Origin of the sequence: Flagellimonas yonaguniensis, assembly GCF_029193885.1 — a bacterium.
GTDB classification, from domain to species: Bacteria; Bacteroidota; Bacteroidia; order Flavobacteriales; family Flavobacteriaceae; genus Flagellimonas; species Flagellimonas yonaguniensis.
In genome coordinates this window covers 412,535-439,310 of the sequence record NZ_JARFVB010000001.1, presented here as the reverse complement: position 1 = coordinate 439,310, position 26,776 = coordinate 412,535, and the positions used below count along the sequence as shown (strand labels likewise).

General features: G+C 42.2%; 20 protein-coding genes. 13 read left to right on the top strand and 7 right to left on the bottom strand.

The window, feature by feature from the left end:
* Positions 1 to 49 precede the first annotated feature (49 nt).
* The 5 genes from PY092_RS01945 (at position 50) to PY092_RS01925 (ending at position 7,782) form a co-directional block, all read left to right on the top strand.
* On the top strand, positions 50 to 2,206 hold the full coding sequence (locus PY092_RS01945) for a prolyl oligopeptidase family serine peptidase (RefSeq protein WP_275614172.1): 2,157 nt from the start codon (positions 50 to 52) through the stop codon (positions 2,204 to 2,206).
* A 231-nt stretch (positions 2,207 to 2,437) separates the two neighbouring features.
* The gene (locus PY092_RS01940) at positions 2,438 to 3,433 is read left to right on the top strand and encodes an ABC transporter ATP-binding protein (protein ID WP_275614171.1); all 996 of its coding nucleotides are present in this window, start codon (positions 2,438 to 2,440) and stop codon (positions 3,431 to 3,433) included.
* A complete protein-coding gene (gene arfB / locus PY092_RS01935; protein WP_275614170.1) occupies positions 3,411 to 3,818 on the top strand; it encodes an alternative ribosome rescue aminoacyl-tRNA hydrolase ArfB in 408 nt (135 codons plus the stop codon). The genes PY092_RS01940 and arfB overlap by 23 nt, the downstream gene beginning before the upstream one ends.
* Before the next feature lie 150 nt (positions 3,819 to 3,968).
* Positions 3,969 to 6,569 (top strand): M14 family metallopeptidase, encoded by a 2,601-nt coding sequence (locus PY092_RS01930; RefSeq protein ID WP_275614169.1) that lies wholly within the window; start codon positions 3,969 to 3,971, stop codon positions 6,567 to 6,569.
* A gap of 79 nt (positions 6,570 to 6,648) precedes the next feature.
* On the top strand, positions 6,649 to 7,782 hold the full coding sequence (locus tag PY092_RS01925; RefSeq protein WP_275614168.1) for an AbiH family protein: 1,134 nt from the start codon (positions 6,649 to 6,651) through the stop codon (positions 7,780 to 7,782).
* Positions 7,783 to 7,787: 5 nt separating this feature from the next.
* Here the strand turns inward: PY092_RS01925 and PY092_RS01920 are convergent, their stop codons facing one another.
* On the bottom strand, positions 7,788 to 8,543 hold the full coding sequence (locus PY092_RS01920; RefSeq protein ID WP_275614167.1) for a sulfite exporter TauE/SafE family protein: 756 nt from the start codon (positions 8,541 to 8,543) through the stop codon (positions 7,788 to 7,790).
* 68 nt (positions 8,544 to 8,611) lie between these two features.
* Here PY092_RS01920 and PY092_RS01915 point away from each other — a divergent pair, with 68 nt between their 5' ends.
* Positions 8,612 to 10,414: a sodium:solute symporter family protein gene (locus PY092_RS01915; RefSeq protein ID WP_275614166.1), complete on the top strand. Its 1,803-nt coding sequence runs from the start codon at positions 8,612 to 8,614 to the stop codon at positions 10,412 to 10,414.
* 6 nt (positions 10,415 to 10,420) lie between these two features.
* Here PY092_RS01915 and PY092_RS01910 read toward each other — a convergent pair whose 3' ends face one another.
* Complete coding sequence (locus tag PY092_RS01910) at positions 10,421 to 11,011, bottom strand: riboflavin synthase (protein WP_275614165.1); 591 nt, start codon at positions 11,009 to 11,011, stop codon at positions 10,421 to 10,423.
* A gap of 58 nt (positions 11,012 to 11,069) precedes the next feature.
* On the opposite strand from PY092_RS01910, the gene pdxA reads away from it, so the two are divergent.
* The 7 genes from pdxA (at position 11,070) to PY092_RS01875 (ending at position 17,269) form a co-directional block, all read left to right on the top strand.
* Positions 11,070 to 12,122 (top strand): 4-hydroxythreonine-4-phosphate dehydrogenase PdxA, encoded by a 1,053-nt coding sequence (pdxA, locus tag PY092_RS01905; protein ID WP_275614164.1) that lies wholly within the window; start codon positions 11,070 to 11,072, stop codon positions 12,120 to 12,122.
* Positions 12,123 to 12,232: 110 nt separating this feature from the next.
* Positions 12,233 to 12,766, top strand: a complete 534-nt coding sequence (locus PY092_RS01900) for a YceD family protein (protein ID WP_275614163.1) — start codon at positions 12,233 to 12,235, stop codon at positions 12,764 to 12,766.
* 7 nt (positions 12,767 to 12,773) lie between these two features.
* On the top strand, positions 12,774 to 12,974 hold the full coding sequence (gene rpmF, locus PY092_RS01895; protein ID WP_100816683.1) for a 50S ribosomal protein L32: 201 nt from the start codon (positions 12,774 to 12,776) through the stop codon (positions 12,972 to 12,974).
* 177 nt (positions 12,975 to 13,151) lie between these two features.
* Positions 13,152 to 14,147 (top strand): beta-ketoacyl-ACP synthase III, encoded by a 996-nt coding sequence (locus PY092_RS01890; RefSeq protein WP_275614162.1) that lies wholly within the window; start codon positions 13,152 to 13,154, stop codon positions 14,145 to 14,147.
* Positions 14,148 to 14,172: 25 nt separating this feature from the next.
* The gene (gene accB, locus PY092_RS01885; RefSeq protein ID WP_275614161.1) at positions 14,173 to 14,673 is read left to right on the top strand and encodes an acetyl-CoA carboxylase biotin carboxyl carrier protein; all 501 of its coding nucleotides are present in this window, start codon (positions 14,173 to 14,175) and stop codon (positions 14,671 to 14,673) included.
* Positions 14,674 to 14,758: 85 nt separating this feature from the next.
* Complete coding sequence (gene accC / locus PY092_RS01880) at positions 14,759 to 16,117, top strand: acetyl-CoA carboxylase biotin carboxylase subunit (protein ID WP_275614160.1); 1,359 nt, start codon at positions 14,759 to 14,761, stop codon at positions 16,115 to 16,117.
* A gap of 33 nt (positions 16,118 to 16,150) precedes the next feature.
* Complete coding sequence (locus tag PY092_RS01875) at positions 16,151 to 17,269, top strand: NAD(P)/FAD-dependent oxidoreductase (protein WP_275614159.1); 1,119 nt, start codon at positions 16,151 to 16,153, stop codon at positions 17,267 to 17,269.
* 89 nt (positions 17,270 to 17,358) lie between these two features.
* On the opposite strand, the gene PY092_RS01870 is transcribed toward PY092_RS01875, so the two are convergent.
* Genes PY092_RS01870 through PY092_RS01850 form a run of 5 tightly spaced genes read right to left on the bottom strand, consistent with a single transcriptional unit; the run spans position 17,359 to position 26,761 of the window.
* Positions 17,359 to 18,021 carry an ABC transporter ATP-binding protein gene (locus tag PY092_RS01870; RefSeq protein WP_275614158.1) on the bottom strand — a complete coding sequence of 221 codons (663 nt, stop codon included), beginning with the start codon at positions 18,019 to 18,021 and terminating at the stop codon, positions 17,359 to 17,361.
* Between the two features lies 1 nt (position 18,022).
* Positions 18,023 to 19,534, bottom strand: a complete 1,512-nt coding sequence (locus PY092_RS01865; protein ID WP_275614157.1) for a serine hydrolase — start codon at positions 19,532 to 19,534, stop codon at positions 18,023 to 18,025.
* Positions 19,535 to 19,545: 11 nt separating this feature from the next.
* Positions 19,546 to 21,858: an FtsX-like permease family protein gene (locus PY092_RS01860; protein WP_275614156.1), complete on the bottom strand. Its 2,313-nt coding sequence runs from the start codon at positions 21,856 to 21,858 to the stop codon at positions 19,546 to 19,548.
* Between the two features lie 30 nt (positions 21,859 to 21,888).
* A complete protein-coding gene (locus PY092_RS01855; RefSeq protein ID WP_275614155.1) occupies positions 21,889 to 24,339 on the bottom strand; it encodes an ABC transporter permease in 2,451 nt (816 codons plus the stop codon).
* Between the two features lie 10 nt (positions 24,340 to 24,349).
* The gene (locus PY092_RS01850) at positions 24,350 to 26,761 is read right to left on the bottom strand and encodes an ABC transporter permease (protein ID WP_275614154.1); all 2,412 of its coding nucleotides are present in this window, start codon (positions 26,759 to 26,761) and stop codon (positions 24,350 to 24,352) included.
* Positions 26,762 to 26,776: the final 15 nt, after the last annotated feature.

Below are 26,776 nucleotides of genomic sequence, written 5' to 3'. Positions count from 1 at the left end.
TAGGTTTGTGTCTTTTATGCTATTTTTATCGGAATCAATCCGAAAAAACATGAAAAACATAAGTCTGTTGGCTGCTTTGGTTTTATTTGCAGCCTGTCAGGAAAACACTAAAAAAGGAGAGCCCATTACTGTGAACTACCCCACTACCAAAAAAGTTGACACCGTAGATAATTATTTTGGAAATGAAGTCCCTGACCCCTATCGTTGGTTGGAAGACGACCGAAGCGAGGAGACCGAAGCTTGGGTAAAAAAGCAAAACGCGGTTACTTTTGGCTATTTGGACAAGATTCCTTTCCGGGAAGACCTAAAAAACAGATTGGAGAAACTTTGGAACTACGAAAAAGTGGGTTCCCCTTTTAAAGAAGGAAACTACACCTATTATTACAAAAATAATGGGCTGCAAAACCAATACGTGGTGTACCGTAAAAAAGAGGGTGGCGAAGAAGAAGTCTTCTTGGACCCCAATACTTTTTCCGAAGATGGCACCACATCCTTAATGGGCCTTAGCTTTACCAAGGACTGTTCCAAAGCGGCCTACCTTATCTCGGAAGGAGGAAGCGATTGGCGCAAGGGTATTGTCATCGATGCCGAATCCAAAGAAATTGTGGAGGACACCTTGGTAGATATCAAGTTCAGTGGCATCTCTTGGAAAGGAAACGAGGGTTTCTTTTATTCCAGCTACGATAAACCCGAAGGAAGCGAACTTTCCGCAAAAACGGACCAGCACAAACTGTACTATCATAAATTGGGAACGCCACAATCCGAGGATAAGATCATTTTCGGCGGCACGCCCGAGGAAAAGCACCGCTACGTGGGCGGTTCCGTGTCCGAAGACCAGAAGTATCTTTTTATATCTGCTTCGGTTTCCACATCAGGGAACAAACTGTTTATGATGGACCTTTCCCAAGAGAACCCCAAGCTGGTCACTATTTTGGACGACACCGATTCTGACACCTACGTTATCGATAATGAAGGTTCCACACTATATATGGTTACCAATCGAGAGGCGCCCAACAAAAAAGTGGTGGTCGTGGATGCGGCCAATCCAACCCCCGACAATTGGAAGGATTTGATTCCAGAAACCGAAAATGTGTTGACCGCAGGAACAGGTGGGGGCTATTTCTTTACCGAATATATGGTGGATGCCATTTCCAAAGTACTCCAATATGATTATGAAGGGAATTTGGTCCGTGAGGTGGAACTACCCGGCGTAGGAAGCGCAGGAGGTTTTGGCGGTAAAAAGGAGGACAAGGAATTCTACTTCTCCTTTACCAATTACAACACACCAGGTTCGTTGTACAAATACGATGTGGAGACTGGCGAATACGAGCAATATTGGAAGCCTCAAATTGATTTTAATTCCGAAGATTACGAATCCAAACAGGTGTTCTACAACTCAAAAGACGGCACAAAAGTGCCTATGATCATTACCTATAAAAAAGGAACCGAACTGAACGGTAAAAACCCAACCATCCTATATGGCTATGGAGGGTTCAATATTAGTTTGACACCTTCTTTCAGCATCGTGAATGCCGTTTGGATGGAGCAAGGCGGTGTATATGCCGTTCCTAACCTTAGAGGAGGCGGGGAATACGGGAAAAAATGGCACATTGCCGGTACCAAGCTCCAAAAGCAGAATGTGTTTGATGACTTCATCGCAGCTGCAGAATACCTAATCGACAATAAATACACCTCAAAAGAATATCTCGCCATCCGCGGAGGTTCCAACGGGGGCTTGTTGGTGGGTGCCACTATGACCCAGCGTCCAGACCTGATGCAGGTTGCGTTACCAGCTGTGGGCGTAATGGATATGCTCCGTTATCACACCTTTACCGCTGGAGCAGGTTGGGCCTACGATTACGGAACTTCTGAAGACAGTGAGGAAATGTTCAACTACATCAAGGGATATTCACCCGTACATAATGTAAAAGAAGGCACCGCATACCCTGCGACCTTGGTTACCACTGGAGACCACGACGACCGCGTGGTCCCTGCACACAGCTTTAAGTTTGCTGCGGAACTGCAGGAAAAACAGGCTGGGGAACAGCCCACTTTGATTCGTATTGAGACCAACGCAGGTCACGGAGCAGGTACACCCGTAAGCAAAACCATAGAGCAATACGCGGATATTTTTGGGTTTACCTTTTTCAATATGGGTTATGATGAACTGCCCAACCAAACAGTCCTCAAAGAGTTTAAAGATTGATATATTAGGGCTGTCCAGAAAGTATGTTTGTCAACCTAAACTTGCCCACCTATGGGCAAAATCAAGTTGCAATTTCTTAAAACAAGAAAAAATAAGTATGATGGATTCCGTGTCCAAGCACGGAATGACAGTCGTAGTAAAATATAAAGGATTCGAGGGGGTTTATGGAATTCGTGTCAAATTTTAGAATGGCATTTTCAATTGCTCTGTGAATAGCTTTTAATCAAATTTATGTTAAAAGTCCAAGTAGATTCTTTTGGTTACCAAGACCAGACCATTTTAAAGGACATTTCCTTTGAAGTTTCCCCAGGGGAACATGTGGCTTTGATGGGCGAAAGTGGCTCAGGAAAGAGCACCTTGCTAAAAATCATCTATGGATTGCTTCATGTGGAAGAAGGTTCCGTTTTTTGGAACGATAAGGAAGCGCTTGGCCCCAATTTTAATCTGGTTCCAGGCGAACCCTACATGAAATATTTGGCACAGGATTTTGATTTGATGCCATATATATCCGTGGAAGAAAACGTAGGGCAGTTCCTTTCTGTTTTTGATCGCGAAACCCACGAAGAACGCATCAATGAGCTACTGGATTTGATTGAGATGAAATCCTACGCCAAGACCAAGGTAAAATACCTCAGCGGTGGTCAACAACAACGCGTAGCGCTCGCTAGGGTATTGGCCCAAGAGCCAGAAATCCTTCTTTTGGACGAACCCTTTGGCCATATTGATAATTTTAAGCGGAATTCCCTCCGTAGAAATCTCTTTCTATATCTCAAAAAACAGGGTATTACCGTGCTTAACGCTAGTCACGACCCCAGTGATGTGTTACCATTTGCAGAGCGCACCCTGATTTTGGAACAGGGACAGATCATTGCCAATGGGAATACCCAAGACCTCTACAAAAACCCTCCCGATTATTACACCGCTTCGCTGTTTGGACAGGTAAACAAGGTTTCCATGAAGCTTTTAAAATCCTATTCCGAAATCGATAGGTCCGTTTTGGTATATCCGCATGAGTTCAAATTTTCCGATTCATCCGGATTGAAAGTAGCCGTAACCCATTCCTTTTTTAAAGGGAGTCATCATTTAATTGAAGGAGTTGCAGAAGACGGCACCATGGTTTTTTTCAATTCCGATAAGAAACAGGAAAAAGGAACAACCATTTTTCTTAATGTATCTTTGGAGACCATCAACAGAAGGCTTCAGGTTGGACAAAAAACAAATTCATAGGGAGTTACAGTTTAAAGCCATGCGTAGCAGCGGTGCAGGAGGACAACATGTGAACAAGGTTTCCTCCAAAGTGGAGCTTACCTTTAATGTACCTGCCTCAGAAGGATTATCAGACAGGGAAAAACAACGTATCCAATTAAAATTGCAGTCTCGGTTGACCAATGCCGGTGCTTTGATTCTTCAATGTGACGAAGCCCGAAGCCAACACCGAAACAAGGATTTAGTAGTAAAACGCTTTTTCGAAACCCTCAAAAATGCACTTGTTGTCCCCAAAAAGAGAAAACCGACCAAGCCTTCCAAATCTTCCAAGGAAAAACGGTTGAAATCCAAAAAGATAACGGCAGAGAAAAAGGCATCCCGCAAAAAACCGGATTGGGGTCAATAAGAATCCATTGTTTTTTCATCTGTCAGATTACAACCCCATCAAAAAAACCTCTGCTGCCATAATTCCCAATAGCCAGATTTAATTACCTCACCACAAATGCTTAATTTTCAATCAAATTATAACTGACTCAAAAAAATGACTTCTAAAAAAATGACTTTTAAAACATTGCTGCTCTCTGTAGTGATGTCTTTGTCTTGCACTACATTTTCCACAGCACAAACTGTTCCTTCCCCTGAAGATGTGCTTGGATTTAAGCTTGGGGACGATTACAAATTGGCCGATTATTCCCAAATTGAAGATTACCTGATTAAGCTGGATAAGGCTTCCAACAGAGTGAAAATGATTGAAATAGGGGAAACAGTATTGGGACGAAAAATGTACGTTCTTTTTGTTTCGACAGAAAAAAACCTTGCGGAATTGGGCAAATGGAAAGATATTAGCACAAAACTTGCACGTGTCCAAGTAAACGAAGAAGAAGCTGTTAAACTCTCCCAAGAGGGAAAGGCCATTGTTTGGGTAGATGGAGGTATTCACTCCACCGAACTGGCAGGAACACAGTTCACACCTGAAATGGCCTATACCTTGGCTACTTCGGAAACCCCTGAAATGAAAAAAATCAGGGAAAATGTAATTACCATGATTATGCCAAACATGAATCCTGATGGCTTGGACATTGTTACTGATTGGTATCGAAAAAATTTGGGAACTCCCTATGAAACCTCACGCCCCCCGATTCTTTACCATTACTATATGGGGCACGACAACAATAGGGACTGGTTTATGAACAACTTACCGGAAACTTATCATGTAACCAAAATGTTGTACAATGAATGGTATCCACAGATTGTTTTTAACCATCACCAAACCTCGCCATCATGGACAAAAATTTCAATCCCCCCCTATGCAGACCCTGTAAACCCCAAAATCCATCCTGCAATTACCGCTGGCGTTAGCGAGGTAGGCTCCGCCATGTCCAAGCGTTTTTCTATGGAAAACATGCCAGGAGCCATTGCAGACAACTATTATACCATGTTCTGGAACGGTGGAGCACGTACCGTACCCTATTACCACAATATGATTGGCATCCTTACCGAAACAGGTCACGCCACACCCACACCACGATTCTATGACCCCGAAAAATTGCCCAAAACCGTTGCAGGAGGAACTCCGACCGATGGAACCGATATAATGTACCCTAACCCATGGAAAGGTGGTGAATCCCATTTTAGGGATGCCCTCGACTATATGTTGACAGCCACTTGGGCCACATTGGACCTTGCAGCTGACCGCAAGAGCAACTACCTCTACAACATATACAAAATGGGCAAATCTGCAGTTGAAAAAGGTAAGACCGAAGGTTTGTTTGCCTACATCATCAGTAAAGAGCAATGGGATTCTTTTGAAGCTGTAAACTTGGTTAACGTTCTGCTAAGGGGAGGAATCGAAGTTGAAAAAGCGACCAAAAACTTTACGGTCAATGGTAAGGAATATGAAAAAGGTTCTTATGTGATATATACTGCTCAAGCCTTTAGACCTTATCTGTTGGACCTTATGGAAAAACAAAACTACCCCACACGTTTTCAATATCCTGGAGGGCCTCCAGACACACCTTATGACTTAGCCGGATGGACATTGCCCATGCAAATGGGCATTGATGTGGACAAAATTGCCGAATCATTCAATGCGCCAACCGAAAAAGTCACTGGTCTTGTTAAGTACTACGAAGGCGATGTCAACAGAAACGGTTCTTTTGGATATGCGCTTAGCGTAAACACCAATGCCTCTGTGGTCGCCACCAACAAGGTTTTGAAGGCTGGAGGAACCGCATACAAGAGCATGACCGAGTTCAAGGCCGGAAAAGAAACATTCCCGGCAGGGTCTTACATTGTATCGGGCGACAAGGAATTGATGGAGTCCTTGGCCAATGAATACGGACTTGTATTCACGGGATTGGCTGCCAAGCCAGAGGTTCAGTTAAAGAAAATCCATTTGCCCAAAGTGGGACTGTACAAATCTTGGGTGGCCAACATGGATGAAGGGTGGACGCGTTTTGTAATGGATGAGTATGAATTTGACTTGGATACCTTGCACGATGCCGACATTAAAACCAAGGATCTCTCCCAGTATGATGCCATCATCATTCCATCTCAAAGACCAAGTTCCATTTTACATGGACACAGTAATTTGAGCATGCCTGAAAAATTCACGGGAGGAATCGGGCTAAAAGGTTCTGTGGCCCTTAGTGACTATGTGGACGATGGAGGAACATTGATTGCCTTTGATGAAGCCAGCGATTTTGTCATTGAACAATTTGGATTGCCCTTGCGCGATGCCGTAGCAGGTGTGAGTAGCAATAGCTTTTTCATTCCAGGATCTTTGATCAAAACAGGAGTGGACACAAGCCATCCTTTGGCCTTCGGAATGAAGGATACTGTTGCCGTTTCGTTCAACAAGAGTAGAGCTTTCAGAATAGACAGCCAGAGAAAATCAGGCGAAGGCGGTAAGGAAGAAATCGAAGATGCCCCCGCACCCGAAGTTGAAGTAATCGCCACCTATGCCGCCAAAGACTTGTTGATGAGTGGCTGGGCCATGGGAGAAAACCGATATATTGCCAAAAAGCCCGCGATGGTCAAAGCGAAATACGGAAAAGGTTCGGCCATCTTATTTGCATTCCGTCCACAATTTAGGGCGCAACCCCGCGGCACCTACAAATTGATTTTTAATGCGATTTACGAAGGAGCTTCTGAATAGCAAAACTATATAGTGTATAAAGCAAGGCCGCATCAAATTGATGCGGCTTTTTTGTAATTTGATTCTTCAAATGTATTAAATGGACGAGAACTCAAAACTGAACAGAATAATTTTAATTGGAAATGGGTTTGACCGTTCATTAGGAATGCCTACATCCTATTCTCATTTTTTGGATTGGATTTTTCAAGAGGCCCTAAAAGAGCTCCATTCTAAAGCCATGAAATCTCATGGTCTTTTACGTTCAAGTCATCCTCATTCCTTTGAAAATAATTTATTAAAGCTCGAGGTAAGTACTGGAAATTTACAATGGATAAAAGAATTGATAGAATATAAAAAAAGCTATAGCGAATATCTTTTAGAAAGGGATAAAATCAAAGATCATCCAGCATATCATTTTATCTTCCAATGTAAACACAGTTTTATTGAAGAATTATTTTCTTTCTATGGTCAAAACTCTTGGGTGGATATTGAACAGGTATATTTTAAGAGACTGTTAGAAACCAAAAAGGAAAGTGTCAAATACTTTCATTTGTATTTTGAGTTATTAAAAAAAGAACTTTTGAAGTACCTACAAACTCTTGAGATAAACACAAATAAGGGGCATGAACTAATTTCAAAATATAGAAAGCATTTTTTCGGAAAAGTTCTCAAGTATGATGCTTCTTTGCAGGTTTATGAAGAAACTAAAGAAAAGCCAACACATTATTACTTTGTAAACTTTAATTATACAAAATTCTTGAGTCATTTATTGGATTATGCTCCGGAGTCTGCTGAGAATGAAAACACAATAAATCATATCCATGGAGATTTAAACGATTTTCCTATAATCTTTGGTTATGGAAATGAAACTGGCGAAAATTATTCTAAATTGGAGAGCCTGGGGAATGATTATTTAGAAAATATAAAATCAACCCATTATTTTAATAGTACCCATTACAAGGATTTGGAGACCCAATTAAATAACCCTTATGAGGTTTATGTCTATGGCCTTTCTTGTGGATTGTCAGATCAAATTTTGTTGAATACAATCATGCAAAAGGATAACTGCAAACAGATTAGAATCTTTTACAATAAATATGAGGGTGGAAATGACAACTATCGAGAAACCTTGATGAATATTTCCAGAGTGTTTGATGACAAAGAAGTTATGAGAAGTAAGATTATCTCCAAACAAAAAGATGATTACATCCGACAGATTAAAACTGAAGAATAATAGTCTCATCTAAACAAAATCGCCACCGCACCAATTGCGGTTACAATCAATATAAATCGCTTGTAATTTTTCTCGTTGATTTTCTTTACCAAGAAAACGCCCAAAAACAATCCCACAAATATGGCTGGGAGCAATCGCAAGTTGATCAAAAGGCTTTCCACTGTAATCGTTTTCCAAACAAAAACATGGAACGGCATTTTAAACAGGTTTGTAATGAAAAACAACCATGCAGCGGTACCCACAAATTCGTTTTTGGGCAAACGCATCGCCAAAAAGAAAATATTGGTGAATGCCCCCGCTAAATTCCCGATCATGGTACATATCCCCGAGAAAACACCCATGGAACCCGAAAACAACCAATGGGTGGGCACTTTTTTGGATTTTCGGAGGTCCCAAAAAACCAACATGCCCAAACTGATGAATATCACGACCACCATGGCCCACTTAAATTCTCGCTCAGGCAGGTCCTTTCCAATCAAAACCCCAATAAGAATCCCCAGAATCATCCACGGAAGGAACCTTATGATATATTTCCATTGCGTATGTCGGTTGTAATAAATCACGGCAAAAGTGTCGCCCACGATCAGTAGGGGAATAAAAAGTCCCGTTGAAGCCTTGGAACCAAATGCCAATGCCATTAGCGTCACATTAAAAATGGACATCCCCTTAAGCCCCGCTTTCGAGACCCCCATTAAGAAAACGGCAGTGGCGGCCATGGTCCATGCGGCAACGGAAATATCTGAGTAGGTGGAAAGAAACATGAAGACTTTTTACTGGTTCACAAAAGTAACCCAAAAAACCTATCTTTAACTCCAGCCAAACTAAACAAATGAAACTAGAACTTTTAGATTACACCATCATCTTTGGATTTTTTGCCATAGTCCTTTTCATTGGAATCTATGTTTCCAAAAAATCAGGAAAAAACACCGCAGAATACTTTTTATCGGGCCGTAGCATGCCTTGGTGGCTTTTGGGCTTTTCCATGGTTGCCACTACCTTTTCCACGGACACGCCCAATTTGGTCACGGACTTCGTCCGTACCGATGGCGTTTCGGGAAACTGGGGCTGGTGGGCCTTTTTGCTCACAGGTTTGCTTACCGTATTTGTGTATGCCAAGCTTTGGAGGAAATCCAACGTGGCCACGGATATGGAGTTTTATGATTTAAGGTACGGCGGAAAACCTGCACATTTTCTTCGTGGATTTCGATCGTTGTACTTAGGTGTGGTCTTTAATGTGATGGCCATGTCGGCCGTGACCTTGGCCGCCATAAAAATTGGACAGGTAATGCTCGGGCTGGAACCCGTGGAAACTGTGCTGCTAGGAGGAACAATTACGGTGATTTTCAGTGCCGTTGGTGGATTTAGAGGAGTGGTTTATACAGACTTTTTACTGTTTTTTGTCGCCATGGGCGGAGCCATTGGAGCTGCGATCTATTTGGTAAACATCCCCGAAGTTGGTGGATTGGATAATATTTTGGCGAATGCACAAGTGCAGGAAAAAATGTCCATCCTTCCCGATTTTTCGGACACCGATGCCCTGATAGGCTTATTGATCATACCCTTGGCCGTGCAATGGTGGAGTGCATGGTACCCTGGAGGTGAGCCTGGAGGTGGCGGGTATATCGCACAGCGTATGTTAGCCGCAAAAAATGAAAACCACGCCATCGGGGCGACGTTTTTCTTCAACATATTGCATTATGCGCTAAGACCTTGGCCTTGGATTTTGGTGGCCTTGGCCTCCATTGTGGTATTCCCCGATTTGGAAAGCATTCAACAGGCATTTCCCAATGTGCCCGAAAATATCCTTAAAAACGATTTGGCCTATTCCGCCATGTTGACCATGCTGCCCACGGGTTTGTTGGGTCTGGTAATGGCTTCCTTGGGTGCCGCCTATATGTCGACCATTTCAACCCACCTCAACTGGGGATCTTCTTATATCGTAAATGATTTCTACAAACAGCAGGTCAACAAAAATGCTTCGGAAAAAGAATTGGTAAACGTGGGAAGGATCTCCACAGTTGTTCTGATGGTTTTGAGCAGTCTTTTTGCCTTGGAACTCAATAATGCCACACAGCTTTTCGACATCATCATCATGTTCGGAGCAGGAACGGGTCTCATCTTTTTGTTGCGATGGTTCTGGTGGCGAATCAATGCATGGAGCGAAATCGTCGCCATGTTCTCATCTGGTATTATTTCGATTATTTTCTGGCAGCTGGAAGAACCTCTGTTTTTGGCAGAAGGAGCACCGTTTCCAACATGGAGCAAGTTTCCATTAGTGGTGCTGATCACCACCGTCCTTTGGTTGGCCACTACCTTTTTGACCAAACCAGAGGAAAACAAAGTGCTCTACCGCTTCTATAAAATCACAAAACCAGGGGGCCCTGGGTGGAAAAAAATTCATGCCGAGGCAAAGAAAGAGGGCGTTTCCCTGGAAGATGAAAATGCCAAATGGAGCGTCCCATCAGGTGTTTTGGCCATGATCGTAGGTTGTATTTTGGTCTACGGATGTCTTTTTGCCACAGGAAACTGGATTTATGGTAATTATCCGTTGGCGATTGGGCTCACTGTATTGGTATTGATAGCCACATTTGTACTCTTACGTATTTGGCGTGGGATGAGGAATGTATTTTGATGGATTTTAACCCCTCAATTCCAATAATCTGGAAACATATTTCCCCACTACATCAAACTCCAAGTTTACAGTAGCACCTACTTTGTAGGTGTGGAAGCGGGTATGCTCGTGAGTATAGGGGATAATGGCCACACTAAAGCTGTTCTTTTCGGAACCCACCACAGTTAAGCTGACACCGTCCACGGTAATGGAACCTTTCTCGATGGTTACATTATTGAGTTTGGGGTCGTATTCAAAAGTGTAGATCCAACTGCCATCTTTTTCGGTAATGGATTTACAAACAGCGGTTTGGTCCACGTGTCCTTGAACAATGTGTCCATCCAAACGGGCGCCGAGCAACATGGCGCGTTCCAAATTAACAATACCACCAACCTTCAGATCGCCTAAATTGGTCTTGTTCAAGGTCTCTTCAATGGCCGTTACCGTATAGTTCTTATCATCAATGGCAATTACGGTAAGGCATACCCCATTATGGGAAACACTTTGATCTATCTTCAATTCCGAAGTAATATCCGAAGTAACGGTAATGTGAAGATTTCCACCATCCTTTTCCAGCTTTTCAACCTTTCCCAAAGTCTCAATAATCCCTGTGAACATGTCTCTTATTAATTGACTAGATTTGTAATGCAAAAGTAGCCATAACGGCATTCATTTTATGAAGGAAAAGCAAAAAATAAGGTTAGGGATCTCCATTGGGGACATTAATGGCATTGGGTGTGAGGTGGCGCTCAAAACATTTGAAGACCCACGGATGCTGGAGTTTTGCACCCCAGTGATATTTGCGTCCAACAAAACCATTTCCCAACAAATCAAAGATTTGGGAATCGATATCAAGTTCAACGGTGTCCGGGATGCCGGTCAGGCCTTGGAAGGCAAAGTCAACATTGTCAATGTTTGGAAAGAAGTGCCAAAAATCGAATACGGTCAAGCCACCAATGAAGGAGGCGATTTTGCCATTCGATCATTGCGAGCGGCCGTTACCGCCCTAAAAGAAGATAAAATCGATGTGTTGGTCACGGCACCCATCAACAAAAAAAATATCCAATCCGAAGACTTTACCTTTCCAGGACATACGGACTTCCTTGCCCAAAAACTAGAAGGTGAAAGCCTAATGTTCATGGTAACGAATTCATTGCGTGTCGGTTTACTTACCGATCATATTGCAGTTAAGGATGTGGCAAAGGCCATTACCCCAAAACTCATTCGCAGCAAAGTGGCCACCATGGAAAAATCCCTGAAAATGGATTTTGGTATTCGCAGGCCCAAGATTGCGCTGCTCGGTATCAATCCACATAGCGGAGACAATGGGACCATTGGCGAAGAGGACGATAAAATTCTAAAGCCAACCATAAAGGAATTGTTCGACAAGGGCACTTTGGTATATGGGCCCTACTCGGCAGATAGTTTTTTCGGCTCCAACAACCATCATAATTTTGACGCCATCTTGGCTGCCTATCACGACCAAGGCCTTATCCCGTTCAAAACCCTTTCCTTTGGTAAAGGGGTAAACTATACTGCAGGACTGGATAAAGTGCGAACATCCCCAGACCATGGAACCGCCTATGAAATCGCTGGAAAAGGCAAGGCGGATGAAAGTTCTTTTAAAGAAGCCGTATTCACTGCGATTAAAGTATTTAAAAACAGGACCGAGTATCTGGAACTTACCGAAAATCCCCTTAAAAAGCAGAAAATTAAGCGAGGAGGGTAAAAAGTTATCTGCATTTTAGATATTTGTTGTGGCAAGAATTGCAGTTTTGTAAATTAGTAGTATCTTTGCACCCGCCTTTAAAGGCTGGTACACAAACCTTAAGTGTAGAAATGATGAAGCTGAAAGAGTTTAATATCCCTTTTTCAGGTCTGAAGTTGGGAAAACATAACTTTGTGTACGAAATTGATGATGCGTTCTTTGAATCTTTTGACTACCAAGAATTTAATGGAGCTTCCATTCGCATAGATGCCATTTTGGAAAAAATGAGCACCATGATGGAACTTCAGATTGAAGCGGAGGGAACCATAAATGTGGATTGTGATTTAACGGGCGAACCATTTGATCAGCCAATCAACTCCAATTTAAAACTAGTTGTCAAGTTTGGCGAAGAGTTCAATGATGAGGATGATGAAATCTTGATCATCCCACATGGAGAGCACCAATTCAATATTGCACAGTACGTATACGAAATGTTGGTGCTGGCCGTTCCGCAAAAAAGGGTTCACCCCGGAGTTGAAGATGGCACGTTGCAATCGGACATCTTGGACAAGCTCGAAGAGCTTCAGCCAAAAGAGAATACAAAATCAACAGAAGAAACAGATCCCAGATGGGATGATTTAAAAAAGTTACTAACGGATAAATAGGTTTATAATGGCACATCCTAAAAGAAAAATATCAAAAACCAGAAGGGACAAAAGAAGAACCCACTACAAAGCTGTTGCGCCAACAATTGCCAAAGACTCAACTACAGGTGAAATGCACTTGTTCCACAGAGCTCACTGGCACGAAGGCAAATTGTACTACAGAGGTCAGGTTTTGATTGACAAAACAGAAGAGGAAACTGCGGCCTAACCGCAAATCCCCCATAATACAGTAACTCCCGTTCAATATATTAACGGGAGTTTTTTTATGGACCCACGTTAACACCCAAAATCGGCTCAATTATCACGGTAAAGTCATATAAAATGACTAATTTTCACACCTTTTGGGTCAAATTTGAATCTTTTTGACAATAAAGAGAGGCTAAAAATGAAGAAAACAGCAGCAGCAATAACAGCTGTAGGAGGATATGTTCCTGAGTTTGTTCTTTCCAATAAAGTATTGGAAACCATGGTGGACACCAACGATGAATGGATTACCACTAGAACCGGAATCAAGGAACGAAGAATCTTAAAAGAAGAGAACGCGGGAACATCTTACATGGCCATCAAAGCTGCGGAAGACCTGCTTCAAAAAAGGGGCATCGATGCTTCCGAAATAGACTTTGTGCTTGTTGCCACTGCCACCCCTGATATGCCCGTCGCTTCCACTGCGGCTTATGTAGCTTCGGAAATTGGTGCAGTCAACGCTTTCGCCTATGATTTACAAGCGGCGTGTTCCAGCTTTTTGTACGGAATGTCCACCGCGGCCAGTTACATAGAATCAGGTAGGTACAAAAAAGTATTGGTCATCGGAGCCGATAAAATGTCCTCCATTATAGACTATACCGATAGAACCACATGCATTATTTTTGGAGATGGTGCTGGGGCTGTTCTTTTTGAACCCAATGAGGAAGGTTTGGGTTTGCAAGATGAGTACCTGCGTTCTGATGGTATCGGTCGTCAATTTTTGAAAATCGATGCTGGCGGCTCTATTTTGCCCGCATCCGAAGAAACGATAAAGAACAAACAGCATTACGTTTTTCAAGACGGTAAATCAGTTTTTAAATTTGCCGTATCCAACATGGCCGATGTATCCGCATTGATCATGGAGCGAAACAACTTGACCAAAGATGATGTACAATGGTTGGCGCCACACCAGGCCAACAAACGTATCATTGATGCCACTGCCAATAGAATGGGCCTTGAGGCCGAAAAAGTCTTGGTGAACATCGATCGATACGGCAATACAACATCCGCCACGTTACCTTTGTTGCTTTACGATTACGAAAAGCAGTTGAAAAAAGGAGATAACATAATTTTTGCCGCCTTTGGAGGAGGTTTTACATGGGGTTCCATTTATTTGAAATGGGCCTATAATTCTTAATCAACAACTAACAAAATTATATTCCATGGACGTAAAGGAAATTCAAAGTTTAATCAAGTTTGTAGCCAAATCCGGTGCCAGCGAGGTAAAGTTGGAAATGGAGGACATTAAGATCACCATTCGAACGGGAAACACTGGCTCCAGCATACCCGAAACCACAATTGTTCAACAAATCCCAATGGCTCAACCATCCGCAGCAGCTCCTGCCGCTCCAGCGCCAGCTGCCACACAGGAAGCTGCAGCACCAGCACCCGCTGATGCGAAAAAAGCAGAGGATGATTCAAAATATATCACAGTAAAGTCCCCTATCATAGGAACATTCTATAGAAAACCATCCCCGGACAAACCGCCATTTGTGGAGGTGGGAAGCTCCATCAATAAAGGAGATGTACTTTGTGTGATTGAGGCCATGAAACTTTTCAACGATATCGAATCCGAAGTTTCTGGTAAAATTGTTAAGATATTGGTTGATGATTCGTCTCCAGTGGAATTTGACCAGCCATTGTTCTTGGTAGACCCATCGTAGTGAATTTTGAATGATAAATTTTGGATGACATTCTGTTGCCCAAAACCATTTAAGATTTAGAATTCCTAACTTAAGATTGTGTTCTATGTTTAAAAAAGTATTGATTGCAAATAGGGGCGAAATTGCCCTGCGGATCATAAGGACCTGTAAGGAGATGGGCATTAAAACCGTGGCCGTTTACTCCAAGGCCGACGAGGAAAGTCTTCACGTCCGCTTTGCCGACGAAGCCGTTTGTATTGGTCCAGCACCCAGCAGCGAATCCTATTTAAAGATCCCAAATATTATAGCCGCAGCGGAAATCACCAATGCCGATGCCATTCACCCAGGATACGGGTTCCTTTCAGAAAACTCCAAGTTCTCAAAAATCTGTGCCGAGCATGATATCAAGTTCATTGGAGCTTCTGGCGAACAGATTGACAAAATGGGGGACAAAGCAACTGCTAAAGAGACCATGAAAAAAGCTGGTGTCCCAACGGTGCCGGGTTCAGAAGGTTTGCTTAAGGATGTTGACCATGCCCGAAAGGAAGCCAAAAAAATGGGTTATCCCGTAATGATCAAGGCTACCGCCGGTGGTGGTGGTAAAGGTATGCGTGCCATTTGGTCCGAGGACGAAATGGAGAAAAACTTCAACAGTGCCGTAACGGAAGCGACTGCAGCTTTTGGAAATGGCGGAATGTACATGGAAAAACTGATTGAAGAGCCTCGCCATATCGAAATCCAAATTGTGGGCGACCAATATGGCAAAGCCTGTCACTTGTCCGAAAGGGATTGCTCAGTACAACGTAGGCACCAAAAGCTTACCGAAGAGACTCCTTCACCGTTTATGACGGACAAGCTCCGTGAAGATATGGGGAAAGCAGCCGTGAAGGCAGCAGAATATATTAAATATGAAGGCGCGGGAACCATTGAGTTTTTGGTGGACAAACACCGAAATTTCTATTTTATGGAAATGAACACCCGTATTCAGGTCGAGCACCCCATTACCGAACAGGTTGTGGACTACGATTTGATCCGTGAGCAAATTTTGGTTGCAGGCGGTGTTCCAATTTCAGGGAAAAACTATTTCCCAAAATTGCACTCCATCGAGTGCCGTATCAATGCGGAAGACCCTTACAACGATTTCAGGCCTTCTCCAGGAAAGATTACCACCCTACACACTCCTGGTGGACATGGTGTTCGTTTGGACACCCATGTGTACAGCGGTTACATGATTCCGCCAAATTATGATTCCATGATCGCCAAGTTGATCACAACGGCGCAAACAAGGGAAGAGGCCATTAATAAAATGAGAAGGGCCTTGGACGAGTTCGTTATCGAGGGAATCAAGACCACCATTCCGTTTCACCGTCAGTTGATGGACCACCCCGATTATTTGGCAGGCAATTACACCACCAAATTCATGGAGGATTTTGAAATGGATCCAAAGTATAAAGAAGAACATTAAACAAAGCCCCGATAAATTCGGGGTTTTTCTTTTATGGAGTTAAGTTATTGGGAACATAAAAGCTGGTTTACCCATGTCGATTTTACCATTATCGGCAGTGGTATTGTTGGAATCAATTGTGCCATCAGTTTAAAGGAAAAATACCCCAAAAGCAACATCTTGATTCTCGAAAAGGGCAGTTTGCCACAAGGTGCCAGCACCAAAAATGCTGGTTTTGCTTGTTTTGGAAGCGTTTCTGAGATTTTAGCAGACCTAGAGCATCACAACGAAGAAGAAGTGGTGGAACTCGTTCAAAAAAGATGGAATGGCATTCAGAGGTTACGCAGTCTGTTGGGAGATGAGGCCATCGGTTTTCAACTGCATGGCAGTCACGAACTTTTTCCTATGGAAAAACCTGGGTTCTACGAAAAATGCTTGGAATCTGTCCCTTACCTCAATAATTTGATGGAACCCATTTTTGCCAAAAAGCCTTTTGTCTCCAATTCCAATTTATTTGGATTCTCCAATATCCAAAAAAAATACATCACACACCTGCTGGAAGGACAATTGGACACGGGTAAGATGATGCGTTCCTTGATTCAAAAGTGTATGTCGATGGAAATACCCATTTTAAATGGGGTTATGGTCGAAGAGGTAGTTGAATCCAATGGAGGGGGAATCATCAAAACCGCTGACTTTGAATTTTTATCCAAAAAAGTATTTGTGGCCACCAACGGGTTTGCATCGAAATTATTGAAATCAGAAACGGTGAAACCTGCTCGAGCCCAAGTTTTGATTACAGAGCCCATCAAAAATTTACACATTAAAGGCACCTTCCATTTTGAGGAGGGTTATTATTACTTCCGCAACATTGATGATAGGATCCTGTTCGGTGGGGGAAGGAACCTTGATTTTGAAACCGAGGAAACTACCGCATTCGGAGAAACGAAGATTATCCAAAACCAATTGGAGGCATTGCTCCGCAATATGATTCTACCCGATCATCCCGTGAAAATTGAACGTAGATGGAGCGGTATCATGGGGGTTGGTTCCCAAAAATCCCCTATAGTCAAACAAGTTTCAGAATCCATTTACTGCGGGGTCCGCTTGGGTGGAATGGGCGTGGCGCTAGGCAGTCTTGTGGGCAAGGAATTAGCCGATCTAGCCGATTAGTTCACATATGACTATTTAGATTCTTCGCCGGGTTCAGAATGACAGAACAGTACTAACCTAATAACTCAATTACCCAACAATTCCCAAGATCAAACCATTCTCCCGTCCAATAAATTGATGATTCTAGAGCCGTATTCCGCATTTTTCTCGGAGTGGGTCACTTGGATGATAGTTACTCCCTCTTCATTTAATTGCTTGAACAGCTCCATAATCTCCTCGCCCTGTTTAGAATTTAGATTGCCCGTTGGCTCATCTGCCAAAATCAATTTTGGATTGGCAATCAAGGCTCTCGCCACGCCTACCAACTGTTGCTGACCACCACTCAGTTGAGCTGGAAAAAGGTCTTTCTTGCCCACAATATTGAAACGATCCAGCATATCGGCCACCATGGCCTTACGCTCCGAGCCTTTTATTTTTTTATAGATCAAGGGCATTTCCAGATTCTCTTTAACGGTAAGTTCATCGAGCAAATGATAGGATTGGAATACAAAACCAATATATTGTTTGTACAGATTGGATCGGTGTTTTTCTTTGAGGGAATGAACAGATTCATCCAGAAAATTGTATTCCCCTTCATCAAAAGTATCCAGCATCCCAATGACGTTGAGCAAAGTGGACTTGCCTGATCCCGATGGCCCCATGACAGAGATAAATTCTCCTTCTTCGACTTCCAGGTTAATGTCCTTCAGTAAAAAAATACGTTGGCCTCCCGAGTTGACCCATTTGAATATGTTGTTGAGTTGTAATAGCATTTTATTCGTTTTTTAATTTCTCTAATCGTTGTGCTGAGTTTTCACACCAATAACAATTGGTTTCAGGTCTGAGCTCAATTGCTTTTGTAAAACTCTTAATTGCATTGTCTTTGTCATTTATTAAATAGTATCCTTCTCCAAGGGAGTCCCAAAGATTTCCATCATCTGGAAAAAGACTTGCATTGAGCTTTAAAAGAGATATGCCCCATGCTGTATCCTTATTTTCCGATACTTGTTTAAATCCAATTCGGTTCAAAAGTGCTTTGTCGTTAATCGGGGTTCCTGTTTTGGCCTCAATAAATTGAGGCAATTGGTTCACATTCTCCGGATTATTAGATCTGATAAAATCAAAAACCAGTTCATACTTGTTTTTTGGAATGGTTTTGGGTCGGTATCCAGAGTCCATGACAATTTTGGCAAGTTCCCACGCCACACTTTCTGATTGCTGGTTTAAAATAATATTTGATAGTGCAATTACAACCATATCATCTTCCACAAATCGCAAGAAATCCGCAAAATAAATGCCGTTGCTCCCGTTATGTGCCACAATTTTTGAGTTGTTCTGTGAATTGAATATCGCCCAACCATAACCATAAAATGATGATTTTGATTCATTCTCTGGAACATGGGCTTCTTCCATTAATTTTTTTGTTTCCACACGTAGTACTACATTTTTTTCCAGTGCTAAATGCCATTTATAAAGGTCTTCAACCGTGGAATAGATATCGCCTTTTCCTATGCTGTACCAATGATCTTCATTGTACGGAAGGTATTTTTGGGTTGTTCCCCAATCTCTCCATTCGCCATCTGTATAATGGAAATAGTACCCGTGGGCAAGTTTCTCACTGTCAAAGTATATTCCTTTATAACCTGTATGGTGCATTTGCAAAGGAGTCCAAAAGCTTTCCCTTAAAAAGGTTTCATAGTCTTGTTGTGAGACCTGTTCAATTATAGCTGACAATAATATGTAGTTGGCATTGGCATAAGTATGCTTTGATCCTGGTGAATACATTAACTCTGCTGCAAAAAAGTCGCTTAAAAATGTTTCTTTGCTTGCTTTATCATACCTGAAACCTCCTGTACCAGGTGATACGCCAGATGTATGGGTGAGCAATTGATGTATGGTAATATCCTTTTTATCGGCCGGGGCTTCTGGAAAATATTTTGAAATCTTATCCTGTACGTTGAGTTTCCCGTCTTCCTGAAGCTTTAAAATCGCCGTTGCAGTGAATTGTTTGGTAACCGACCCTATATTGAACACCGTAGATGGCGTATTTGGTATTTTTTTTAATCTATCTGCCCAGCCATATCCTTTGGACAGTATGATTTCTCCTTTCTTCGCAACCAAAATGCTCCCTGAGTAGCCATTTTCCACACTTTGACTTACATATTCATCTATCCTGGTTTTGAGATTTGTTTCCGATGTCTCTTGTCCGGTAACGACAGCATTGAACATCAAAGACAACAATGAAACAATGAACAGATTACTTCGAAATTTCTTTAAATGGTTCATTTTATAAGCGGTTATTCGTTCCTCAAACTTTTAACAGGATTGGCAGAAGCAGCCTTGTAGCTTTGCCAACTTACCGTGAGCAATGCCATCAATAGCGTAAGGATACCAGCAAAAACAAATACCCACCAATCCATTGTGGTTTTATAGGCAAAGCTTTGCAGCCATCTATGCATAGCATACCATGATACGGGAACCGCTATGATAAATGCCAACATTACCCATTTTATAAAATCTTTGCTCAAAAGTGCCATGACCCTTCCTATAGTGGCCCCATTCACTTTTCTGACACCAATTTCCTTTTTACGTTGTTGCATGTAAAAAGTCGCCATCGCCAATATGCCCATAGAAGAGATAATCACAGCTAAAACAGTAAAATAACTGATGATTTTTCCTGTACGCTCCTCCTTTTTATACCACTGGGATATGGCTTCATCGACAAATCGGACATCAAACTCCACATTTCCGATAATGTTGGAATACGTGGTTTTTATTTGACTGATTGTATTGATTGCCCCCTTGCCGTCCAGTTTTAAAAAAACATTATCTGCAAATTGTCCGGGGTTTTGTTGCCTGATCATCAAAGGACCGACATTGTCCCTTAATTGTTTAAAGTTGAAATCCTTTACTACACCCAAAACAGGTATTTCCCGATCTCCCATTTGATACGAAACTGGATTGTTCGTCATGCCCAATTCCTTTAAAGCGGCCTCATTCAAAACCACTCCATTTGGGGTATACGCCACTTCTGTAGGAGCAACCTTAATGCTGAAAACATCATAAAAAGATGAATCCACCGCAAATTCCTGAAAGCTCACCGATTTCCCATTACTGTCAAACGTTTGGTTACTTCCTCCACTCAATGGACTTTGCCAAGTAATGGACACATCCTTTACACCGGGGATCTTCAAAAGTTCGCCCTTTATGGTCTCTTTCTGTTTGGTGTCTCCCAAATATTCCATTTGGACAATGTTGTCCTTGTCAAATCCCAAATCCTTATCTCTTAAATAATTCGTCTGTTTAAGAATAATCCAACTACTGGCCAATAAAGCAATGGCCACTGTGTATTGAAAAGTGATAAACGCCTTGGAGTAAATGCTTTTTGACCTGGTACGCAATTCTCCCTTTACCACTTGGATGGGCTTAAATCTAGATATTTTGATTGCGGGAATAATTCCTGAAATGAACCCTATCGAAACTAGTAGTGCAAAAGCCATCAACATATTGGTCCCTGTCAATGCCTGATGAATTTCAAGCTTGGTGTCCAGCATGGTATCAAGTACAGGTTCCAGCATTATTGCCCATAAAAACGCTATGAAAAATGCCGAAAAGCAGAGTACAAAGGATTCTACGACCAACTGACGTACCAACTGTCTTTTTGAGCCTCCCAACAATTTTTTTACAGCTACTTCTTTCCCTCTGAAAGTGGCTTGTGCAATAGTGAGGTTGATATAATTCCCTATAGCCAACAAAAGGATGATGAATACAATCCCTGAAAGCACCAAAATCATGGTTTTACTATTGGATTTTGTGCCATTTCCTATCTTATTGCTAAAATAAAGCTGCGGTAAAGGGGTCATTACCACTGATTTTGCCCATCCTTCTTGGTAAAGCCAAAAATTCTTCTTGAAATTTTCCAATATTTCAGGTGCTTTTGCCGGAAGATCCGTATTGGACTTCGCCATGAGGTAGATGCTGAGCGAACACCAGCCATATTCCTCCATTATATCTTCAAAAGCGTATACTTTTTTGAACGCTCCAAGATTTACCAAGGCATCCTGCTGGGTAAAATGGGTGTTGTCAGGGAAATTTTCCATCACACCCGTGACTGTAAATTTATTGTTCCCTTCAATAAAAATGTTTTGGCCCATAGCTCCTGTTACTGAGCCGAATATTTGTACGGCCTTATTCCTGGACAAAACAATCTCATCCTCGGTTTGAAGTACCAGTTTGGAATCTCCCTGAATCAAAGGGAAGGAAAACATATTGAAAAAACCAGGGTCAACACCTAAATAGTCAAACTTTACTTTTTGCCCTCCCGACCTGGAAATTCTTCCAGATGCATTATAAACCCTTGTGAAATCTTCAATTTCAGGGTAGATATCAGCTAAATCAGTCGCAATGGGAGGGGAAAAATCAACTGTTTCATTCTCAAGCCTATAGATTCTGTCCTTATTTTCATGGAAATCATCTACGGAAAGTTCATTCTGGATGTATATGCCAAGAATGAGCACAAAAGTCAAAGACAGTGCAAATCCAAGAACGGTAACACTGGTATACATTTTATTCCTTGAAAGGTGCCTTAAGAAAGATTTTATTCCAATCATGTTATACTGTTTAATTGATTTTCTCAGCTTTTATTCGTCTCTTAAGCTTTGTACAGGGGTGGCAATGGCCGCCTTTATGGCCTGTGTGCTTACGGTCAATAAGGCAATCGCCAAGGCCGAAAATCCAGCAGCCACAAACATCCACCACTCAATTTCTATGCGATAGGCAAATTTTTGAAGCCATTTGTCCATAAAAAACCACGCAATAGGCGATGCAATCACCAGTGCAAGGGTTACCAAAAAGATATACTCTTTGGAAAGCAATCCAACAATACCCTCTACGGAGGCCCCCATCACTTTTCGGATACCAATCTCTTTGGTTCGTTGGAATGCAGTAAGGACCGCTAGTCCAAATAACCCCAAACAACTAATGAATATGGCAATAATAGTCGCTAAATTCACCAAGGTCGCCAATTGTTGTTCCTGTTGGTATAATTGCGCTATGGAATCGTCATAAAAGGTATAGGAAAAACTATCCGAAGGGTAAAATTGATACCATTTTTGTTCAATTTTCTTTAAAGTGGTCGACCATTCGGCACTATTGCCTGCCAATTTGATATTGAAATTGTACAGATTATCTTTTTCCATTTGAAAGGCCATGGGATCTATCGTGGAATAGAAATCCCGCATGTGAAAATCATTTACAACGCCTACAATAGGCATTTTTTCCCCTTTTTGGCCAATGAGTTTGCCCAAAGCGTCTTGAGGAGAGTCAAAACCAAATGCTTTGACGGCCGTTTCATTGATTACAAATTCTTTAGGTTTTTCGGAAGAATGGAGATTTCTTCCAGCCAACAACTTTAGGTTGTATAAATCGAGATATGAGGTGTCCACCCACTTCCGGGATACTTGTCGATTGATGGTGGGATTTCCATCTTCAGCATACTCATATTGGCTTGAAGAATGTCCTCCTTCCAATGGAGCCTCTCCCAAGGAAATACTTTGGATGCCGGATATGGCTTTGAGCTCTTCATATAAGGCAAATTGTTTTCCGTTGTAGTTGTCGTCCAAAATATATTTAAAGGGAATAGGTGCCAAAACAACGGCATCCTTATCAAAACCCATATCAGAAGTAAGGGAGTAGTGCAGTTGTTTTCCAATGACCAAAGAAGAAGTAATGAATACCAAAGCAATGACAAACTGAAATACAATAAGTGCTTTTTGTAGGTTGAAACCTTTGTTGTTTTTGGTGCGCAAGGAAGTATTCCTGAAGACATTGATGGCATTTACCCGAGCAATCAACCAGCCGGGGTACAAACCGGCCAGAAATGCAATCAAAATACTTATGGCGGATATAAAAAGGACAAACTCCAAGACTTCCGTAAAAGGTGAAATTTCTGGTGGAATAATCCCTCTCAACAACCAAAAATCCAATTTGATCAAGATCATGGACAAGATCGCGGCCAAAAGGGTGGTTACCAAGGTTTCCAATAAAAATTGGCTTATCAACTGGAATTTATTCCCCCCCAGGGTTTTTCGGACTCCAATTTCCTTGGCCCTTTGTGGTATGCCCGCAATGCTTAAATTTATGTAGTTGACACATGCCAAGAGCAGTAAGAAAAGGGCCATCCCCATTAACCCATATAGTACAGGTTTATTGGCTTTTCTTATTTTCCCTTCACTAATATGCGTGGAAAAATGGGATTCACTTAAGGGCAACAATTCGATCCATCGATTAAATTCAAACGTGCTTTCAGATTCGACCCTCCACTCTTTGGTTTTTTGTTGGATAATGGCATCCACCTGCTTGGCGATGATCGCGGGGCTTGAAGCCTCATTCAATTGAAGATAGAGCCTATCCGAACCATTGGTATTGGTCCAGGTGTTCAAATTATATGCAATGTGTTCCAAGGGAAAAAATTCCTTTGTGGTAAACTCAGAGGGTTGTTCAAAATCGGCCACAACACCTGTCACCGTTTTGGGAATAGTGTCACGATACCCGTAATAGATAATGGTCCGGTCCAAAATTTCGTTCGGAGCCTTGCCTGGAAAGTATTGTTTTGCCCTACTTTCTGTCAATACTACGCTATTGGGATTGTCAAAGAAAGATGATTCAGTTCCTGCCAACCAATGGTAGTTTAGCATTTTGAAATAGGCCGAATCAATGGCGGCAATATTTCGTTGTTCCCCAAAATTTAAGATGTTGCCCGAAGGTTTTTTTACCTCAACATTCTGGTAGGATTTTTCGAATACCGGCACCACGTGTTCCAATCCGTCCATTTGTTCCCGAATACCTTGGTACAATGGCTTAGAGGCCCCGCCATTATAATCTTCTTTTTCATCAAAAATGAAACCTGAAACAACACGATAGATATTTTCTTTTTGGGCAAGGTTTTGATCGTAACTGTATTCATATGAAACAATCCTATAGATGCCCCAACATACACTGATTCCAATTGCCAGCCCAAAAATGTTCAATGCCGTGAACAATCGCTTTCGCTGTAACTGTCGGAGGGCTGTAATCAGGTGTTTTTTTAACATGATGGTTGGTTTATTCGGTTCGTAAACTTTTTACAGGGTTTGCCGATGCTGCTTTTACGGTACGTGAACCCACTGTAATAAAGGCAATCAAGCAAGCGGTTAACCCTGCGGCAACAAAAAATAAAGGGCTGAGGGGAACATGTGATGCATAGTTCTGTATCCATTCGTTTAAAAAGTACCATGCAATGGGCGTGGCAATGATAAAGGCAAAGCCCACCAACTTTAAAAAATCCTTGGTAAGCAACAGTGCCACTGAGGATACGCTGGCACCTACCACTTTTCGCACCCCTATTTCCTTGGTACGCTGGGCAACCACGAGCATTGATATGGCAAAAAGCCCCAAACAGCTCAAAATGATACCCAAAACGCTTCCACTGGTTATAATGGTGGCCATGGTTTTTTCCCTCCTGAATGTACGGTCTACATTTTCATCCAAAAAAGAGCCCAAAAATTCGGCTTGCGGCTCAATTTTTTCCCAAACACTTTTTATGGCATCAAATGATTGTGCGGGATTGTTCGGAGCAATTTTCACATAAGCATAATACAAGTCCCAATCTTTGTTCATAAAGAGAGTGAGTGGTTGTATCTTCTTGCTGACTTCTTGAAAATTATAATCCTTTACCACTCCGACCACGGAGTAGGTTACATTGTCACCCATGGGAATACGTATGGAAAGTGGGTCTTCTTCCCCAAGCTGCTTTGCCATGGTTTCATTGATGACCAAGCTAAGACTGTCAATGGCAAAATCCCTATCGAACATACGCCCAGAAACCAACTCCAAGTCTAAAGTCTTTGCATAATCGTGGTCCACAGTGATAGTGTATGTAAAAACCCCTCTCTCCTTATAATCAAATCCCATTCTACTACTGGAAAGACTACCGTCCCTACCACGCCCTAAATTATTGTCCGCACCGGATATGCTTATGATATCAGGGTTGTTCTTGAGCTCGTCACGTAGTAGAGCCACAACACTGTAACTATTTTTTTTCCCATTCAAGGGAATGGATACTACTTGCTCCTTATTGTACCCCAAGTCCTTGTTGCGCAAAAATTCAATTTGGCCGTGTAGAACCATAGTTCCGGTGATCAAAACAATGGCAATCACAAACTGAAGCACGATTAGTCCATTGCGCAATCGGTTTTTGCCAAGGTCGAGCTTGCCTTTTAATGCCCGAAGTGTACTCAACTTGCTCAAAAGCAATGCAGGATACCCCCCTGCAATCAGGGTAATGACAAAGACCGTTGTGACAAATAGTGCTATTATTTCTGGTTGGGTTACATCGGCAAAGGTGGCCTTGGTATTGAAAAGGGTCTTGAACGGGTCTATGAGCAAATTACTAGCCATAAGTCCCAAACCTATGGCAATAAGGAAAACGATCACACTTTCCATCCAGAACTGAAAGAACAGTTGTTTTTTTACAGCTCCAAGGGTCTTTCTCATTCCAATCTCCTTCAATCTTTTTTCGCTCAAGGCAATGTTCATGTTGATGAAGTTGGCGCAAACGATAAATAGGATGACCAACGCCACCCCAAGAATGATGTAGGGAAACGTACGAGCTACATCCGCCTTACCTGCTTTGTAAGATGCAAAATGCATGTTGGTAATGGACAAGAGGTGGAACTGCTTGTACTGACCGTTTCCATCGGGCAGTGCTCCATCCCTTTTATCACTTTCTATGCTCCCCTCATAGTGAAGGTTGGCAAAATCCCTTGTATTCTCCTCGAACTGTTTGGTGGTCACTCCTTCTTCCAACTGAAGGTAAACGGGATGAAATTGAGAATTCCACACATCTTTATTGGACTCGTATTCTGGGTGGTTCTCAAACGGAATCACAATATCAAAATCAATACTGCTATTGGCGGGAGTGTTCTCCAATATGGCCGCAATTGTAAAAGGACGCTCTTCGTTTCCTATCCTAATCTGAATGACCTCTCCGACCACATCGGTGTTTCCAAATATTTTTGTTGCGGTTTCTTCAGTAATGGAAACCGTATTTTTTGATGGCAATGGATTGTTCGTATTCCCATTAATACCAGGAAAGGTAAATATGTTGAAGAATTCCGCATCCACATATTCTGCATCCAGGTCCAAGTCTTTTTCCTTATATGAAACCAGTGCGTCTTCACTCAAGGCACGTGTGATTCGTTTTACTCCCGACACCTCTTCCTCCAGTGCCCCTGCCAATGGAACAGGGTTGGAAGTGCTCGTTTCAGCACCCCTAGGGGTTTGGCTAGTAAGGTAAACTTGATACGCGGTGTCTTTATTTTCATGGAACTGATCAAAAGACAGTTCGAACAAGGCTGTCATTGACAATAAAATAGCCACCGCAAATGCACAGGTCAGCCCCACAATGTTGGCAATGCTAAAAACCTTGTTCTTAATCAGGTTTCTCCAAGCGATTTTCAAATAGTTTTTGAACATAGGTCATGTCTTTTG

Coding starts and splice junctions, on each gene's coding strand:
- PY092_RS01945 (WP_275614172.1), top strand. CDS start 50: ATGAAAAACATAAGTCTGTTGGCTGCTTTGGTTTTATTTGCAGCCTGT.
- PY092_RS01940 (WP_275614171.1), top strand. CDS start 2,438: ATGTTAAAAGTCCAAGTAGATTCTTTTGGTTACCAAGACCAGACCATT.
- PY092_RS01930 (WP_275614169.1), top strand. CDS start 3,969: ATGACTTTTAAAACATTGCTGCTCTCTGTAGTGATGTCTTTGTCTTGC.
- PY092_RS01925 (WP_275614168.1), top strand. CDS start 6,649: ATGGACGAGAACTCAAAACTGAACAGAATAATTTTAATTGGAAATGGG.
- PY092_RS01920 (WP_275614167.1), bottom strand. CDS start 8,543: ATGTTTCTTTCCACCTACTCAGATATTTCCGTTGCCGCATGGACCATG.
- PY092_RS01915 (WP_275614166.1), top strand. CDS start 8,612: ATGAAACTAGAACTTTTAGATTACACCATCATCTTTGGATTTTTTGCC.
- PY092_RS01910 (WP_275614165.1), bottom strand. CDS start 11,011: ATGTTCACAGGGATTATTGAGACTTTGGGAAAGGTTGAAAAGCTGGAA.
- pdxA (WP_275614164.1), top strand. CDS start 11,070: ATGAAGGAAAAGCAAAAAATAAGGTTAGGGATCTCCATTGGGGACATT.
- PY092_RS01900 (WP_275614163.1), top strand. CDS start 12,233: ATGATGAAGCTGAAAGAGTTTAATATCCCTTTTTCAGGTCTGAAGTTG.
- rpmF (WP_100816683.1), top strand. CDS start 12,774: ATGGCACATCCTAAAAGAAAAATATCAAAAACCAGAAGGGACAAAAGA.
- PY092_RS01890 (WP_275614162.1), top strand. CDS start 13,152: ATGAAGAAAACAGCAGCAGCAATAACAGCTGTAGGAGGATATGTTCCT.
- accB (WP_275614161.1), top strand. CDS start 14,173: ATGGACGTAAAGGAAATTCAAAGTTTAATCAAGTTTGTAGCCAAATCC.
- accC (WP_275614160.1), top strand. CDS start 14,759: ATGTTTAAAAAAGTATTGATTGCAAATAGGGGCGAAATTGCCCTGCGG.
- PY092_RS01875 (WP_275614159.1), top strand. CDS start 16,151: ATGGAGTTAAGTTATTGGGAACATAAAAGCTGGTTTACCCATGTCGAT.
- PY092_RS01870 (WP_275614158.1), bottom strand. CDS start 18,021: ATGCTATTACAACTCAACAACATATTCAAATGGGTCAACTCGGGAGGC.
- PY092_RS01865 (WP_275614157.1), bottom strand. CDS start 19,534: ATGAACCATTTAAAGAAATTTCGAAGTAATCTGTTCATTGTTTCATTG.
- PY092_RS01860 (WP_275614156.1), bottom strand. CDS start 21,858: ATGATTGGAATAAAATCTTTCTTAAGGCACCTTTCAAGGAATAAAATG.
- PY092_RS01855 (WP_275614155.1), bottom strand. CDS start 24,339: ATGTTAAAAAAACACCTGATTACAGCCCTCCGACAGTTACAGCGAAAG.
- PY092_RS01850 (WP_275614154.1), bottom strand. CDS start 26,761: ATGTTCAAAAACTATTTGAAAATCGCTTGGAGAAACCTGATTAAGAAC.